The sequence below is a fragment of the Aeromonas sp. EERV15 genome (assembly GCF_900079845.1).
GTDB classification, from domain to species: Bacteria; Pseudomonadota; Gammaproteobacteria; order Enterobacterales; family Aeromonadaceae; genus Aeromonas; species Aeromonas sobria.
Window position 1 is genome coordinate 81957 of sequence record NZ_FKKY02000013.1, and the last position, 15604, is coordinate 97560.

The following is a 15604-nucleotide window of genomic DNA, read 5'->3' on the forward strand; positions in this document are numbered from 1 at the left end:
GACTCACTTCTCGGCGGACTGCACCCCGAACGCATTGAGCAGCACACAGCAGGTTACTGCCACCGCCACAAATCCGCTCAGAAAGATAAAGGGCATCACCCCATATCCCAGTACTGTCCAGATGGTGTGTTCAAGAAAACTCATTTTCTGTCCTTCATCCGGTGAAAGGTGTGTTCCTTCTGGCGGATATTGGCTCCGCTCTTGATGCCACTATTTGAACTCAATAAGCGGTTGGGTCCTATGCCACCAAAGTGATAAATGCAGGGTTCATTTGCGCTGGATCAACGTTTTGCCCTCTCTTTACACCATTCAATCCATTACCCGCGCTTGCCAAAGATGACCCACCGTGTCCCCTTTCAGGCTCGCCGCCATCTGGCAGATGCATGCGACCCCGGGGATAGTTCGATACACATAAAAAAATCCGACACCCATTACTGGGTGTCGGATTTTCACACATCACAAGGCTCGTTCAATGGCGCCTTACCTGCTCGGCATTAGCCGAGATGGCACCCCTTTCTATGTTCAGGCGGCTGTGATGATCAGTTGCAGCAGCGCCCTTTCACCAGATTTCCTATGGCTACCACGGTAAACACCAACAGGTAGGCGGCAAAGATGATCACGAGCCACTGGGGCATGGAGAGCGTCAAGAATTGCCAGGTCACTTCAGCGCAATCCCCTTGTGGCATAAACAACCAGGGGATCCACTGATCAAGCGGTGCCCAACTCGGAAAGTCGGCATAAGGGCTGCACACATTAAAGGGTGAGGGATTAACCTGATAATCCACATGCTGTAGCGCCAGCTGCAGGCCACGGAATGCGCTATAGCCCCAAAGCAGCAGAGCACTCCAGCGAACATACCACTTCTCTGGCGCCACCATGCCGAGCAGACCTGCCGCCAGCACACCCAGTGTTGCCAGCCGCTCGTACACGCACATCACACAAGGATGCAAGCCTAATACATGCTGGAAGAAGAGGGCGCACAGCTCAAGGAACAGGGCGGAGGCTGCCAGCAGACCCCAGGCCAGTCGATTGGCTGCTAAACGGCGGAGAAACTCGATCATCTGATTGATCTCACAGAAAAAATAGTGGCTGAATTAGAGCAGAGCATGACCGAAAAGAAAAGAGCCCCAACGGTGCATCAAGGTCAACCCCCGGGATCGGCGGCCAGGGGGTTGTCATCAGCAAAAAGGGCGCTGAGGGCCCTTGAGCTGTGTTACATGGGATTAATGAAGCGCTGACTGCACCGCTGGCAGGGCACTTTCCATCACCAGCCATCCATGCTGATAGAACCACTCGGTGGTTGGGGCGAGCAGCAATTCAACGGCGAAGAACCCGACCACCCCCAGTACCAAGGTGTAGGGCAGAGCCATCCAGACCATGCGGCCATAGGAGAGGCGCAGCAGCGGTGCCAGTGCCGAGGTGAGCATGAACAGGAAAGCAGCTTGGCCATTGGGGGTGGCGACAGAGGGCAAGTTGGTACCTGTATTGATGGCGACCGCCAGCAGATCAAACTGGGCGCGGTCGATGGCACCATTGAGCAGCGCTGTTTTCACTTCGTTGATATAGACGGTGCCGACGAAGACGTTGTCACTGACCATGGAGAGCAGACCGTTCGCCACATAGAAGAGCGCCAATTGTTGATCCCGCTCGGCCGACAGGACCCAGTGGATCACCGGTTTGAATAACTGTTGATCGATAATGACTGCCACTATGCTAAAAAACACCGCCAACAGTGCCGTAAAGGGGAGAGCCTCTTCAAAGGCCTTACCCAAGGCATGCTCTTCGGTAATACCTGTGAGCGAGGTCGCCAGCACTATCACTGATAAACCAATCAAGCCCACGGCGGCAAGATGGAGCGCCAGACCGACGATCAGCCAGACCGCGATCAAGGCTTGTACCATCAACTTGGCTTTGTCTTGCGGTGTGCGTTTGGCATTCTCATGGCGGTTGTACTCCTCCATGATCTTGCGTACCGAGTCGGGCAATTTGGCGCCATAGCCGAACCACTGCATCTTCTCCACCAGTACGCAGGTCAGCAGGCCACAAATAAAGACAGGTACAGAAACGGGGGCCATGCGAATGGCAAACTCACCAAAGTTCCAGCCAGCCTGTTCGCCGATGATCAGGTTTTGCGGCTCACCGACCAGGGTGCAGACGCCACCCAGTGCGGTACCAATGGCAGCATGCATCATCAGACTGCGCAGAAAGGCACGAAATTGTTCGAGGGTCTGATACTGATCCTCTTCCACCTCTTGGTCATGGGTGTGGTCATGTTCATGACCAAAACCCTTGCCGGATGACACCTTGTGGTAGATGGCGTAGAAGCCGGTCGCGACGCTGATCACCACGGCAATGACCGTCAGGGCATCAAGGAAGGCTGACAGAAAGGCAGATACCAGACAGAAAGAGAGGGAGAGCAGGATTTTTGAACGAACCCCGACCAGCAGCTTGGTAAAGACATAAAGCAGTAACTGCTTCATGAAGTAGATGCCCGCCACCATAAAGACCAGCAGCAGTAGCACTTCAATGTTGGCCACCAGTTCATGTTTGACTTGCTCTGCAGAGGTCATGCCGATCAGCACGGCTTCAATAGCCAGCAAGCCACCGGGTTGCAAAGGGTAACATTTCAGGGCCATGGCCAGAGTGAAGATAAATTCAACAACCAGTAGCCAGCCGGCCATGAAAGGATCGAGGTGAAAAGCGATCGGATTGATCACCAGAAATAGCAAAATGGCGTTTTTATACCACTGTGGTGCATTGCCCAAGAAGTTCTTGGCGAATGCCTGCCCTAGGCTTATTGGCATGATGATGGGTCTCAACTCTGTTGTTAGGATCTGCTTCTATGCAGTGAAGGATAGTGTCGCCTGTTCCGCTCGATATTGGCTTTTATCTATCTGATTACTCGTGATTTTAATCAAAAAATGGGTTGTTTATAAATAATAGTGGATGAATATTTCTTCATATGGTTGTTTTGCGACCACCGCTGGGCGGCGTCATCTGGCTTCTGTTATGGGATAAACAGCACTGCCATCACACTATATTTGGCATATGTGAGCAGAGGACTGACCTTATACTTGCCACACTTCCTTGCTTTGATATGATTCAGCCGCCTTTTTGCGTACTACAACAGAGTTAATCCATGGTCATAAAAGCGCAGAGCCCAGCAGGGTTTGCCGAGGAATACATCATCGAGTCCATCTGGAACAATCGCTTTCCTCCCGGATCAATTCTGCCCGCCGAGCGTGAATTATCCGAGTTGATCGGGGTGACTCGCACTACGTTGCGTGAAGTGTTGCAGCGGTTGGCCCGTGATGGCTGGTTGACCATCCAGCATGGTAAACCAACCAAGGTAAACAATTTTTGGGAAACCTCTGGTCTCAATATTCTGGAGACCCTTGCCCGTCTGGATCAAGACAAGGTACCTGAGCTGGTCGCACAGTTGCTCTCTGCCCGTACCCATATCTGCACTATCTTCATTCGGGGTGCGATCCGTCATAACCCGGAGCAGGCAGCAGAGATCCTGCGTGGTGCAGGCTCGGTTGATAAAAATGCGCAAGCCTATGCCGAGTTCGATTATCGTCTGCATCACCAGCTGGCATTTGCTTCCGGTAACCCGATCTACGCCTTGATCCTCAACGGTTTCAAGGGATTGTATAGCCGGGTAGGCAGTTACTACTTCTCTGACAAGCAGACCAGAGAAACTGCGGATGCCTATTATAAGGCGCTACTGAATCTGGCGGAGACCAAAGATCACGATGCCGTGTTCATGACAGTGCGTCAGTACGGTATCGAATCTGGCAAGCTGTGGACCCGCTTGCGGCAGGATATGCCCAGTGATTTGTGTGACAACTGATCCTGTGCCCTCCTAATCGAGGAGGAGGCGGGATCACTCCCGCCGTCCTCTCACACACTTCCCCTTGCCGGGTGTAGAGGATTAGCACCTCTAAGTCACCGGTTGCTCACCACAACAGCAGTGCAGAGTGACAAAAGCCAATAAAAACAATGCCAGTCAGGCTTAACTGACTGGCATTGTTTTTATTGGTTAACTCTTTATGGGTTAACTCTTGCTATATAGCGGTGGTTTGGCAGGAACAGCGCCTCGAAACACGGCTCACTTGGGCCAATGTACCCCTAGCTGTTCGCCGTAGTCCGTCTGACGCTGGAATCCGTCGAGCCGTCCCTTGACCTTGTTCAGCTCACCACTGCCCGCCGCCCACGCCGCGTAGCGCAGCGCCTGACAATCTGCATGGCCCGGTAACGCCGCAATCGCACCGCCCACCTGATTGGCCCCCTGCAGCACCATCTCCTTGAAGCGGGATTCGTAGTCAAACATGCTGGAAAGCAGCCGTCCCCAGCGCTGACGGGCAGGATCGTTACTGTCCGCGCTCTGACGCCAGCGGGGCAGCAACACGGTGGCGTTTGTCGTCACCGTCACCCGATTGAGCTGGCAGCGCCCCGGCAACTGCTCGGTATCCAGCTGCCAATCCACCTGATAACTCGCCTTACCGAGCACAGGTTTGCCATTCACCTTGGGGGCACTCTGGGCAATCGCACGGGCAAGTTGATCAGGGCTGGTTGCATTGACCTCATAAAAACGGACATTGATGCGGGACTCTGGCACCACTTGCGGCCGGCTCGGCTGAGCCTGACTCATCAGGGGCAACAGCAACAACCCGACCCCCACTACTCCATAAACCTTGCTGACCATGCCAGACGACCTTCCTTGATTGCACGGGCGGAGTACCAACCTTGGTGAAACCCACCGCCACACAGATGACGGGTATAGCCTATGTGTGACGACGAGGCGGCGCAATACCATGATGCGACCAGAAATCAGAGCACGCTCACAGGTTGCGTGAGCAGAGTATGGCACAAGGCCAAAACTGTATTTTTATTGAGCATGACGGCTGATGCGTTGCCAGTCGAGATGGTAGTTTTTCACATTGATGTCATGACCATCTATCTGAATAAAATGATCATTTTTAAGACGGTTGGCAAAAAAGTCCTGATCTGCTCCCTCGTTGAGCCACAGCTCGCAAAGACCCCGTTTTCCCTCTTTGGCATAGAATCGCGGAGTGACCAGCAGCGCGACCCCATCTACGCGGATGGCGTGACGGGCCAGGCAGTTTGCTTCGGTGGTTTTGGAGGCCAGCGCGGCAAAACGGGGTGTGTTCCCCTCGGCTACAACCACTACGCCGTAAGAGTGGGGGGCCATGAGACGCCGCATGGCGACCGCCTGATGAGGACCGGTTTGATGAAAACCGTCATTGGTTACCGCAAACACGCAAGTAGGTGAAAATAGCAGCGCAAGCAGAAAAAGACAGCGTTTAACGCCTGTAAAATCACCAATCGCCATATAAAAGCCTCAAAAGACAACCAAGGCTGGCAAGGGTAGGTAGCCAAACCCGCTGGGTAAAGTGCCTTTACCTTTCTTTAATGCTGTTCACGGGGTTAAACGTTGATTTAGCTCACACAACATCCGGTTGCCAGTCGCCAGCCTACCCCTATAGGAATAGACTCCCCCCACTCTCATCCAATCAGAAGGCAACGTATGCTGGAACTCATCGTTGGCACCCTGGTCACCCTGGTGGTGGGCCGTGCCATTTTCAAAGGATACTCCGCGACCGGGGTGCTGCTGAGCGGCGGCTTGCTGCTGCTGGTCATCACCGCCATGATGGGCAAGCCGGTACTGCCGAGCAAGGTGGTCAGCACCGGTTACATCGCGACCGATATCTTCGAATACATCCGCTTCCTGCTCAATGACCGTGGCGGTGGACTGGGGATGCTGATCATGGTGCTGTGCGGCTTCGCCGGCTACATGAGCCATATCGGCGCCAACACCATTCTGGTCAAGCTGGCCAGCAAACCGCTCGGCATCATCAAGTCCCCCTACATCCTGCTGGTTGCCGCCTATCTGGTTGCCTGCGCCATGTCGCTAGCAGTGAGCTCTGCCACTGGCCTCGGCGTGCTGTTGATGGCCACCCTGTTCCCGCTGATGGTCAACATGGGGATCTCCCGTGGCGCGGCTGCGGCCGTGTGCGCCTCGCCAGCCGCCATCATTCTGGCACCGACCTCCGGTGACGTGGTGATGGCTGCTCAGGCCGCCAACATGCCGCTGCTGGATTTTGCCTTCAAGCTGACCCTGCCCATCTCGCTGATTGCCATCGCCTGCATGGCGGTGACTCACTTCTTCTGGCAGCGCTATCTGGATCAGAAGTCTGGCGAGCACAATGAGCCGGTCGCCCCGGGTGATCTGGTCACCACAGCCCCCGCCTTCTACGCCATCCTGCCGTTTACCCCCATCATCGGGGTGCTGGTATTTGACGGTAAATGGGGCCCGCAACTGGATATCGTCACCATCATAGTGATGTGCATGGTGCTGGCCAGCCTGCTGGAGCTGGTGCGGATCCGCAACGGCAAGGAGCTGCTGGACGGGCTGCAGGTCTGCTGGCGTCACATGGCGGATGCCTTCGCCGGTGTGGTCATGCTGCTGGTCGGTGCCGGTGTCTTTGCCCAGGGTCTGATGACCATCGGCTTTATCGACACCCTACTGACCCACGCGCAAGATCTCGGCTCGGGCGGCATGATCATGATGCTGTCACTGGTGGTGATCACCACCCTGGCCGCCTTCACTACCGGCTCGGGCAATGCCCCCTTCTACGCCTTCGTGGAGCTGATCCCCAACCTGGCCACCAGCCTTGGCATCAACCCGGCCTATCTGGTGATCCCGATGCTGCAAGCCTCCAACCTGGGTCGTACCATTTCGCCGGTCTCCGGGGTGGTGGTCGCCTGTGCGGGGATGGGCAAGCTATCGCCGTTCGAAGTGGTCAAGCGCACCAGTATGCCGGTCGCGGTCGGCCTGCTGGTGGTGATCATTGCCACCCAGATCATGGTGCCCGCCTGATCGTTCACCAGCCCGGCATCCTGCCGGGCTGGTATCATCCCCCCCCTTTGCAGTAGACTCGGTGCTCATTTTCCCCCTAAGGAGGACCGAGATGAGTATTACGGTTCAACTTGCCCATTTCAGTGATTGCCACTCCCATTTCGATGGCGCGCCCATGAGCTTCTCCCCTGTCGGTGAAGAGCAGTGGCGTACCCAGTGCGGCGGTTATGCCCGGATCCTAACCCGACTGACCCAACTGCGTGCCCAGGCCGCAACTGCCGGCCAGAGTTTTCTGTTTCTGCACGGTGGTGACTCCTTTCAGGGATCGCTCTATTTCAACCGCTTCAAAGGGCGTGCCAACGCCGACCTGCTCGCCATGCTGGCCCCCGATGCCATGGTGCTCGGCAACCACGAGTTCGATCTGGGCAACGGCCCGCTGGTGGAGTTCTTGCGCCAGCTCGATTTTCCGGTGCTGGCCGCCAATCTGGATAACAGCCAGGAGCCAGCCGACACAACCCTCGGGTTGTGGGATATCCCCCACCTCTACGACGCTCATCAGCCCTGGCATCGCCGGGTGATCGACGGGGTTCCCTTTGCACTGCTCGGCATCACCCTCGCCCAGATGGCTGCCATCGCCAACCCGGATGCCCACACCCGCTTCCATGCGGTTAGCGAGACCCTCACCCGGGTGCTGCGGGAGATAAAGAGCGAAGGGATCCAGCATATCGTGCTGCTGAGCCACCTCGGACTGGATCAGGACAAGCTGCTGGCCGAGCGCTTCCCCGAGCTCAGCCTCATCATCGGCGGCCACACCCACAGCCTGCTGGGGGATCTCGCCCCCCTCGGTCTGCCAAGCGAAGGCAGCTATCCCCTGATGAACAACGGAGTCGCTATCCTGCACGCAGGCCACAGCGCCCTCTGTCTCGGCGTATGCGAGCTCACCTTCGATGAAGCGGGCCGCGTCGTACAAAGCCAGGGACAGCTGGAGTGGCTCCCCTGGCAGCCCTGGCCATTTGCCTCCACGCCACCTGTCGGGCTCACCTTCTGCGAGCCGGACCCACAGCTTGAACAACATCTGGCCAAACGCTATCGGCCGGAAATTGAAACCATGAGTCAACGCATCGTCACCCGACTGGAGGCGCCACTGCCCCATCAGCGGCTGCCGGATGCCACCCTGCCCCACGGCAGCCAACTCGCCCCGCTGGTGGCCCGCGCCATGCTGACTGCCGCACGTGAGCAGGTGGGTGAAGTGGACTTTGCCCTGCACAACGCCGGTGGCGTGCGCTGCTCGCTGGAGCCGGGCCCCTTGAGCGAAGCGGACATTGCCGGTCGCCTGCTGCCGTTTGCCATTCCGCTCACCCTCTATCGGGTGCACGGTCACGAGCTGGCGGAAGCAATGGAAAATGCCATCGACAACGCCACCAACAACGGCGTGATCGGCAATGGCAACGGCAGCTTCCCCTACACCGCGGGGGTGCGCTTCACCTATCAGGCCGATCGGCCCAAGGGTCAGCGCATCACCCGACTGGAGTGGGAACCCACTCCCGGCCAGTGGCAGTTTGTCGATGCGCAACAAATCTATCGCGGGGTATCGAGCGCCTATACCGCCTCCGGCAAGGAGGGCTACACCGCGCTGACCCGAACCCTGACCCAGCACAATCAGGAGCTCGGTATCACCCTGGCCGACGCCTTTATCCGCTGGGCTCGTCATCTGCCCACGCTGGAAGCACAGCCGCCCCTGATTGAGTACATCGGCTGATGTAGGAGGTGGATGGCTGTTGCCACATGCCCCTGACGGCCAATATTGCCGCAGCAAGCGCCCGGTTCCCTTCAAGAACCGGGCTTTTTCGACAATATTTGCCCCACACGGGCCCGCCCCATTGCATCGCACTCACTAGCTCGGCAAGATAGGCCCGCTTTCAAGACCAGCTGCAGGAACAGGCGACTTCATGAATCACTCCATCCGTTTCACCCCTCCTCGCGTCAACCCGGGTATCAAGCCAGCCATCGTGCTGCTGACCGCCCTGCTGGCGCTGCTCTTCTGTCTGCGCAACCCGCTCTTCCACGCCATGGCGCCGGGCTTTGATGCCTCGCTGTTCGCGGTGATGGGCAAGATGTGGAGCGAAGGGGGTGTGCTCTATCGCGACATGATCGACATCAAGGGACCGATGATCTTCGCCCTCGACGCGCTGGGCTATGGACTGGGGGGATTTGTCGGGATCTGGGCGCTGGAGTGGGTGCTCTGCTGGCTCGGACTGCTGGCCAGCTGGCAAGCCTTTGCCCAGCTCGGTCTCTCGTTCAAGGCGCGCCTTGGCGCCATGCTGGCGGTGCTGGCCCTCTACGGCACCCGTTACTACTACGGCAACATGACCGAGGACTGGACCTTCCACCTCGCCCTCATCGCCCAGTGGGCCTTCATCACCCTGCTGCTGGACAAGGGATTTCGCTGGTGGCCCGCGCTGGTGGCGGCCCTCACCTTTGCCATCGTCGCCTGGATGCGCACCAACAACGGCGCCTTCTGGGGCGCCTGGTATCTGGTGTTGTTCTGCCACTGGTGTCTGCACGAGAAGTGGCGTGACGCCATCTTGCTGCTCATCTCCAGCCTGCTGGGGCTGGCGCTGATTGGTGGCCCGCTTTATGCCTACTTCCAGCAACATGATATGCTGGCGGCCTTCAAATACTACGCCTTCGACATCTTCTTCGAAGGGAGCTACGGCAACGGCTTCTCCCCCATGGTAGGCGCCGTCGGCCTGCTGCGCACCGGCCTGGTCATGCTGCTGCCCGCCTTTATCATTCTGATGCTGAGCCGCCGTCAGGAGTGGTATCTGCCCGCCCTGCTGGCGACCCTGTTTGGGGTGCTGTTTACCCTGATCGCCAACTCGGTCTCCGGCCATGTGTTCGATCACTACGACGTGCTCTATCTGCAACTGGCGGTGCTGCCGCTGGCGGTATTGCTGGATCGCAGCGAACAGCAGGCTGATGCCATCGGCCTACTCTGCATCTCGCTGGTCGTCTTGACCGCCAGCTGGCTGCTGGCCCAGCAGCTCGCCTTTGGCTGGAGCACCAAGGAGTGGTCCCTCGAGCGGGTCAACGAGGTGCTCGGTACCAGTCTGCTGTGGGCGCTGCCGGTGCTGATCCTCATTCCCCTCTGGCGGGCCTGGGATGTGCGCAGTGCCACCCCCTGGCTGGCGACGCTGGCCATGCTGCTGCTGATGATCAACAACGCCTGGGAAGGAACCCTCAAGGGGCGCCCCTTCAATCCGGCCGCCCAGGTACGGATCGATCGCATCAAGGCCGAAACCAGCCCGAGCGACAAGATCTGGGTCGATGGCATCCAGCCGCAATATTATCTCTGGACCGATCGCCAGCCGGCATCCGCCTACCTCTTCTTTGCCAACGTCAATCCGCCCTATGACGTGCGCGAGCGAGTGCTGGCCGATATCCAGCGCCAGACTCCCAAGTTCATCATCGCCAAGCCGGATCGGGTGAGCGAGGAGCTTAAAAAGCCCAGCTCCCCCTCCCATCTCGCCTTCTATCAATACCTGACCAGCCACTATGAAGAGGTGGAGCCGGGTCTCTATCGCCGACGCTGATAAGCTCGGGATAAAGCTGGGAAACGGGCATCCTGATCAAGCTGCAAGATCAGCCACAGGATGCCAATACCTTGCACGCTCAGCGGCAACGCTGGTCATCGCCAATGCCCCGTCATGCTGCGCTTGGTGCATGGCGCACCCAGTGCATGCCCACGCACCTTAACCCCCGCCCCTGTTTCAGGTTAAGATAACGACCATTGTTTCCCCCTCGGCGACTCGCCGCGGCAGACCACAGGTACGCCATTGAACCGATTTACCCCATCCAGTGCGGCAAGCGGCCGCGAGCAGCAGGTCTTTACCGTCACCCGCCTCAACAGCGCCGTGCGCATGATCCTGGAGCAGGATCTGGGGCTGGTGTGGCTGACCGGCGAGCTCTCCAATCTGGCGATGCCAAGCTCTGGCCACTGGTACTTTTCGCTCAAAGATCTGGGGGCGCAGGTGCGCTGCGCCATGTTCAAGGGCAACAACCGGCGGGTGGTGTTTCGCCCGCAGGATGGCATGCAGGTGCTGGTGCAGGCGCGGGTCTCTCTCTATGAGCCGCGCGGCGACTACCAGCTGATCATCGAGTCGATGCAGCCCGCGGGCGACGGCGTGTTAGCGCTGCGTTTTGAAGAGCTCAAGCGCCGCCTCGGCGCCGAGGGGCTGTTTGACGAGAGTCGCAAGCGGCCGCTACCCCGTGAACCGCGCGCAGTGGGTCTCATCACCTCCGCCACCGGCGCCGCCCTGCACGATATGCTGACGGTGCTTAAACGGCGTGCGCCGGATCTGCCCATCTTTATCTACCCAACTCAGGTGCAGGGGAGCGCCGCCATCAGCCAGATCGTCGCGGCGATCGCCAAAGCGAACCAGCGCGCCGAGGTAGATGTGCTGATCGTCGGGCGCGGCGGTGGCTCCCTCGAAGATCTCTGGTGCTTTAACGAAGAGGCGGTGGCGCGCGCCATTGCCCACTCCGCTATACCAGTGGTGAGCGCGGTGGGCCACGAGGTGGATGTCACCATCAGCGACTTTGCCGCCGATTTGCGCGCCCCTACCCCGTCGGCTGCCGCCGAGCTGGTGGCGCCGGACAATCAGGCCCGCATTCAGCGCCTCGCCCACCTCAAACAGCGACTGCTGCAAGCGATGAGCCGCCAGCAGACCGCCGCCCGCCACGATTTCATCCTGCTGCAAAAGCGGCTCGACCATCAGGATCCGAAACGGCGGCTGGAGCAGCAATCCCAGCGCCTCGACGAGCTCTCCACCCGTTTGCAGCAGCTATTGCGCCAGCGGTTGCATCAGGGAGAGCGGCGGCTCACCAACCTTGAGCTGCGCCTGCAGGGCAAGAGTCCGGAGCGCTTGCTGGCCGCTGGCAAGCGCCGCCACCAGCTGGCCGAGGAGCGGCTTCATGCGCTGATTGCCAAACGCCAGGATCTGGCCAGCCACCGCCTTGCCATGCTCATCGCCCGCCTCGACGGGGTGAGCCCGCTCGCTACTCTCGGTCGCGGCTACTCCATCACCCGCACTGCGCGTGGCGAAGTCATCAGCCGCGCCGATCAGGTCAGCTGTGGCGACCAGCTCCTCACCACCCTGGCACAAGGGAGCCTGCAGGTGCGGGTCGAGGGGATCGTCAAGGAGTCCGCGCCGTAACCGATAAAAGCCATTAAAGCGGCATCGTTTCCCAAATCGATGCCGCTTTAATGGAACTCGGAGCCGGTGATCTGATCACCACCCTCTCCTTCAAATCAGCATCATGGGCAAGTCGCTTCCCCCCATCACCAACTGGCCTCAATACAACAGGCCTCTGATTAACCGTGGCGAACTCACCTTCTGGATTAATGCCGATGCCATGAACAACTGGTTTCACCACAACCATCACGGAAGATACGGTCATAGCCAGAACCATCTGATGCTCAAAGGGACTTTTTGCCTCACTCTGTGAGCCACTACAAGCCAAGAAATATGGCCGTGCTGGTGAAGCGGAAAGAAGGGAGGGAGCGAAACAGGAGGCTCCTGCATATTCCGACACGCCGAGGAAAAGGGATGCGGGGCTTATCTGGGGCAGCATTGGAAAAGCAAGATTGGAAACGCGGCTACTCCTCTGGGCAGGCACTATGGTGGCAGACAATATAGTTCGCGATTGCCCACATCGGGTCATCTTGCGACCTGCCTCAATGTCGTTGATGTCCCTCGATACTCAGGGCACCACGACTTGATACCTTTTGCTCACCCCCTATTTGGAGTAGATCATGGATCCCTCAACCCCGTTAAGTCTGACGACCCGTTTGCTGCACTGGTCGGTCGCCTTGCTGATGATCGCCTTGACCCTGCTGGGCTATCTGATGGTGAAATTTGAAATATGGGATCTCTACGCCCTGCATAAATCTCTGGGGGTCATTGCACTGGTCTTGATCCTGCCACGCGCCATGATCCGCCTTGGCAAAGGGTGGCCTGCGCCGGTGCGCCAATATCCCGTGTACGAGGCGTTGGCTGCCAAGGCAATCCACTGGGGATTGCTTATTTCAACCCTGCTGATCCCGATTTCCGGTCTCTGTTATTCTGCGGCGGCTGGACGAGGTGTTGCGATATTTGGCTGGTTTATTATTCCGATGAATCCAGATCTCAATGATCCAGACAATGTGATCCCATACAGTGAGTCCATCAGGGATATTGCTCACACCCTTCATGTTTATTTGCCATATATCATACTGGCATTGTTGCTGGTGCATATTGTCGGGGCGTTAAAACATCACCTACTGGATAGAGATAACACCTTGCTGCGGATGGTCGGTCGAAAATCATAAAAAATGGTCATCCCTGTTGTGGCTGGAAATATCCATTGGTAGAGCTTCACCTTTATTTTCCAGAGGCCTGAATTGGGATCCCCACCTTTCAGACAGAGCACCCGTCACTGCTATCAATGAGCAACATATCGATTTCCCCGATCGAGAACAACGAGTCAGAGAGGACATCAAGCCCTCGCTGTTAAACGTAAATTTTCACGCAAACGATTGAACGCAAAAAAGTGTCTGTAATGGCGTATTTTTACATTTTTTGCACAAGTGACAGACCTTGGCGTGTACCGTGACTGTCGATTAGTGGGTTATGGGGAGATGGCTGCAGCGCTGATGGCATAGGATTGCCAGCCCCTTGATCTGGTTGATGATGTGCCTGACGGCAAATGCACAGTCCGTATCACGGAACCACCACTGGACCCAAAAAATGCCACGGTTCACCGGTCAGAGGTGCTTTGGTGGTATGACCACCTGAAGGTGGTCGTTTTATGGTCAAGTTACGGGTTGAAAATGTGATCTGAGCACAGTCATCCAGCCGCGATGGCAATCTGCATCTGAGTGGCCTGGATCTGTGCCAACCCAGCGCAGTTGGGGCGATGGTGCCATGCCGATAGCCGGGGATGTGCTGGCGTCGACCTCGGGGCGGGACACTTGTAGCGGATGCCTGCTGACGATGTCAATGTTGTATAAAACAGCACCTGCTTCACTCTTTTGCATCAAAACGGCCATTTCAGGAGGGATAATCTTGGGTTTTTAGCCTGTTGGCGACCTAAAGTGCGGCTAGACCATAAAAAATCAAAAAAACTTCTTTACCAACACCCGATCGGTCAGTAAACTTCGTCGGCAATATTTTACACCCCCACTTCCTCAACGGTGAGATATTGCCATGCTCAGGATTACCAAAGAAGCGTTGACCTTCGATGATGTATTGTTGGTTCCCGCCCACTCCGATGTTCTTCCCAATACTGCCGATCTGCGTACCCAGCTGACCTCCTCTATCAGCTTGAATATCCCTATGATTTCCGCTGCTATGGACACAGTGACCGATGCCCGTCTGGCTATCGCACTGGCCCAGGAAGGCGGTATCGGCTTTATCCACAAGAACATGTCCATCGAGCAGCAGGCTGCCGAAGTGCGCAAGGTCAAGAAGTACGAAAGTGGTGTGGTCTCTGACCCCGTCACCGTACGCCCTGACATGACCATCGCCCAGGTCAAGGAGCTGAGCCACAAGAACGGCTTCGCCGGTTACCCTGTGGTGACCGAAGGCAACTTGCTGGTCGGTATCATCACCGGCCGTGACGTGCGCTTCGTGATTGATCTCTCCCAGACCGTCGAACAGATCATGACCCAGAAAGATCGCCTGGTCACCGTGCGTGAAGGAGCCCCTCGCGAAGAGGTGGTTGCCCTGATGCAAAAGCACCGTATCGAAAAAGTGCTGGTGGTGAACGCCGACTTCAAACTCAAGGGCATGATCACCGTTAAAGACTTCCAGAAAGCTGAGCGCAAGCCGCACGCCTGTAAAGACGACAAGGGTCGTCTGCGGGTGGGTGCTGCTGTGGGTGCTGGTGCCGGTAACGAAGAGCGCGTTGCAGCGCTGGTGGAAGCCGGTGTAGATGTGCTGCTGATTGACTCCTCTCATGGCCACTCTCAGGGTGTGCTGGACCGCATCAAGGCAACCCGCGATGCCTATCCTGAGTTGCAGATCATCGGTGGCAACGTCGCCACTGCCTCTGGCGCACTGGCGCTGGTCGCGGCTGGCGTCAATGCGGTCAAGGTTGGTATCGGCCCAGGCTCCATCTGTACTACCCGTATCGTGACCGGTGTGGGTGTGCCGCAGATCACCGCAATCTCCGATGCCGTTGAAGCGTTGGAAGGCACCGGTATTCCGGTGATTGCCGATGGTGGCATCCGTTTCTCTGGTGACGTGGCCAAGGCCATCGCCGCTGGCGCCAGCTGCGTCATGGTGGGCTCCATGTTTGCCGGTACTGAAGAGGCGCCGGGCGAAATCGAGCTCTATCAGGGTCGCTCCTTCAAATCCTACCGTGGCATGGGCTCCCTGGGCGCCATGTCCAAGGGCTCCAGCGACCGCTACTTCCAGACCGATAACGCCGCTGACAAGCTGGTGCCGGAAGGGATCGAAGGTCGCGTACCATACAAGGGCCGCCTCAAAGAGATCATCCACCAGCAGATGGGCGGCCTGCGCTCCTCCATGGGTTTGACCGGCTGTGCCACCATCGACGACATGCGCACCAAGGCTGAATTCGTGCGCATCTCCGGCGCTGGGATGAAAGAGTCCCACGTCCACGATGTGACCATTACCAAAGAAGCCCCCAACTATCGGATGGGCTGATCAAGACGGG

Annotated in this window: 12 protein-coding genes and 1 pseudogene; 8 read left to right on the plus strand and 5 right to left on the minus strand. The window is 57.6% G+C overall.

Features of this window, described 5'->3' with window-relative positions:
* Positions 1-3: 3 nt before the first annotated feature.
* From BN4575_RS13000 to nhaB, 3 genes are all read right to left on the minus strand, one after another.
* Complete coding sequence (locus tag BN4575_RS13000; RefSeq protein WP_068978465.1) at positions 4-144, minus strand: TIGR02808 family protein; 141 nt, start codon at positions 142-144, stop codon at positions 4-6.
* A gap of 395 nt (positions 145-539) precedes the next feature.
* Positions 540-1061 (minus strand): disulfide bond formation protein DsbB, encoded by a 522-nt coding sequence (gene dsbB, locus BN4575_RS13005; RefSeq protein WP_042022488.1) that lies wholly within the window; start codon positions 1059-1061, stop codon positions 540-542.
* Positions 1062-1223: 162 nt separating this feature from the next.
* Positions 1224-2804, minus strand: coding sequence for a Na(+)/H(+) antiporter NhaB (nhaB, locus tag BN4575_RS13010; protein WP_068978466.1), 1581 nt, complete (start codon positions 2802-2804; stop codon positions 1224-1226).
* Between the two features lie 335 nt (positions 2805-3139).
* Here nhaB and fadR point away from each other — a divergent pair, with 335 nt between their 5' ends.
* Positions 3140-3853, plus strand: a complete 714-nt coding sequence (gene fadR, locus BN4575_RS13015; RefSeq protein WP_042022486.1) for a fatty acid metabolism transcriptional regulator FadR — start codon at positions 3140-3142, stop codon at positions 3851-3853.
* Between the two features lie 258 nt (positions 3854-4111).
* Here fadR and BN4575_RS13020 read toward each other — a convergent pair whose 3' ends face one another.
* Positions 4112-4708: a DUF922 domain-containing protein gene (locus BN4575_RS13020; protein ID WP_068978467.1), complete on the minus strand. Its 597-nt coding sequence runs from the start codon at positions 4706-4708 to the stop codon at positions 4112-4114.
* Between the two features lie 183 nt (positions 4709-4891).
* Positions 4892-5356, minus strand: a complete 465-nt coding sequence (locus BN4575_RS13025) for a hypothetical protein (RefSeq protein ID WP_068978468.1) — start codon at positions 5354-5356, stop codon at positions 4892-4894.
* A 195-nt stretch (positions 5357-5551) separates the two neighbouring features.
* Here BN4575_RS13025 and dcuC point away from each other — a divergent pair, with 195 nt between their 5' ends.
* From dcuC to guaB, 7 genes and pseudogenes are all read left to right on the plus strand, one after another.
* Positions 5552-6904: an anaerobic C4-dicarboxylate transporter DcuC gene (gene dcuC, locus BN4575_RS13030; RefSeq protein WP_068978469.1), complete on the plus strand. Its 1353-nt coding sequence runs from the start codon at positions 5552-5554 to the stop codon at positions 6902-6904.
* A 91-nt stretch (positions 6905-6995) separates the two neighbouring features.
* Positions 6996-8642 carry a bifunctional metallophosphatase/5'-nucleotidase gene (locus tag BN4575_RS13035; RefSeq protein WP_068978470.1) on the plus strand — a complete coding sequence of 549 codons (1647 nt, stop codon included), beginning with the start codon at positions 6996-6998 and terminating at the stop codon, positions 8640-8642.
* Positions 8643-8832: 190 nt separating this feature from the next.
* Entirely contained in the window at positions 8833-10476 is a 1644-nt protein-coding gene (locus BN4575_RS13040) for a hypothetical protein (RefSeq protein WP_068978471.1), read from the plus strand.
* A gap of 243 nt (positions 10477-10719) precedes the next feature.
* On the plus strand, positions 10720-12099 hold the full coding sequence (gene xseA / locus BN4575_RS13045; RefSeq protein ID WP_068978472.1) for an exodeoxyribonuclease VII large subunit: 1380 nt from the start codon (positions 10720-10722) through the stop codon (positions 12097-12099).
* A gap of 103 nt (positions 12100-12202) precedes the next feature.
* Positions 12203-12388: pseudogene (locus BN4575_RS21235) on the plus strand (IS5/IS1182 family transposase); the annotation flags it as partial.
* A gap of 310 nt (positions 12389-12698) precedes the next feature.
* Positions 12699-13253: a cytochrome b gene (locus BN4575_RS13055; protein ID WP_068978474.1), complete on the plus strand. Its 555-nt coding sequence runs from the start codon at positions 12699-12701 to the stop codon at positions 13251-13253.
* Between the two features lie 877 nt (positions 13254-14130).
* The gene (gene guaB, locus BN4575_RS13060; protein WP_042022475.1) at positions 14131-15594 is read left to right on the plus strand and encodes an IMP dehydrogenase; all 1464 of its coding nucleotides are present in this window, start codon (positions 14131-14133) and stop codon (positions 15592-15594) included.
* Positions 15595-15604: the final 10 nt, after the last annotated feature.

Bases quoted from the DNA above. Each gene is read 5' to 3' on its own strand.
- dcuC (WP_068978469.1), top strand. From the start codon at position 5,552: ATGCTGGAACTCATCGTTGGCACCCTGGTCACCCTGGTGGTGGGCCGT.
- BN4575_RS13020 (WP_068978467.1), bottom strand. From the start codon at position 4,708: ATGGTCAGCAAGGTTTATGGAGTAGTGGGGGTCGGGTTGTTGCTGTTG.
- BN4575_RS13025 (WP_068978468.1), bottom strand. From the start codon at position 5,356: ATGGCGATTGGTGATTTTACAGGCGTTAAACGCTGTCTTTTTCTGCTT.
- BN4575_RS13000 (WP_068978465.1), bottom strand. From the start codon at position 144: ATGAGTTTTCTTGAACACACCATCTGGACAGTACTGGGATATGGGGTG.
- nhaB (WP_068978466.1), bottom strand. From the start codon at position 2,804: ATGCCAATAAGCCTAGGGCAGGCATTCGCCAAGAACTTCTTGGGCAAT.
- BN4575_RS13035 (WP_068978470.1), top strand. From the start codon at position 6,996: ATGAGTATTACGGTTCAACTTGCCCATTTCAGTGATTGCCACTCCCAT.
- BN4575_RS13040 (WP_068978471.1), top strand. From the start codon at position 8,833: ATGAATCACTCCATCCGTTTCACCCCTCCTCGCGTCAACCCGGGTATC.
- BN4575_RS13055 (WP_068978474.1), top strand. From the start codon at position 12,699: ATGGATCCCTCAACCCCGTTAAGTCTGACGACCCGTTTGCTGCACTGG.
- dsbB (WP_042022488.1), bottom strand. From the start codon at position 1,061: ATGATCGAGTTTCTCCGCCGTTTAGCAGCCAATCGACTGGCCTGGGGT.
- fadR (WP_042022486.1), top strand. From the start codon at position 3,140: ATGGTCATAAAAGCGCAGAGCCCAGCAGGGTTTGCCGAGGAATACATC.
- guaB (WP_042022475.1), top strand. From the start codon at position 14,131: ATGCTCAGGATTACCAAAGAAGCGTTGACCTTCGATGATGTATTGTTG.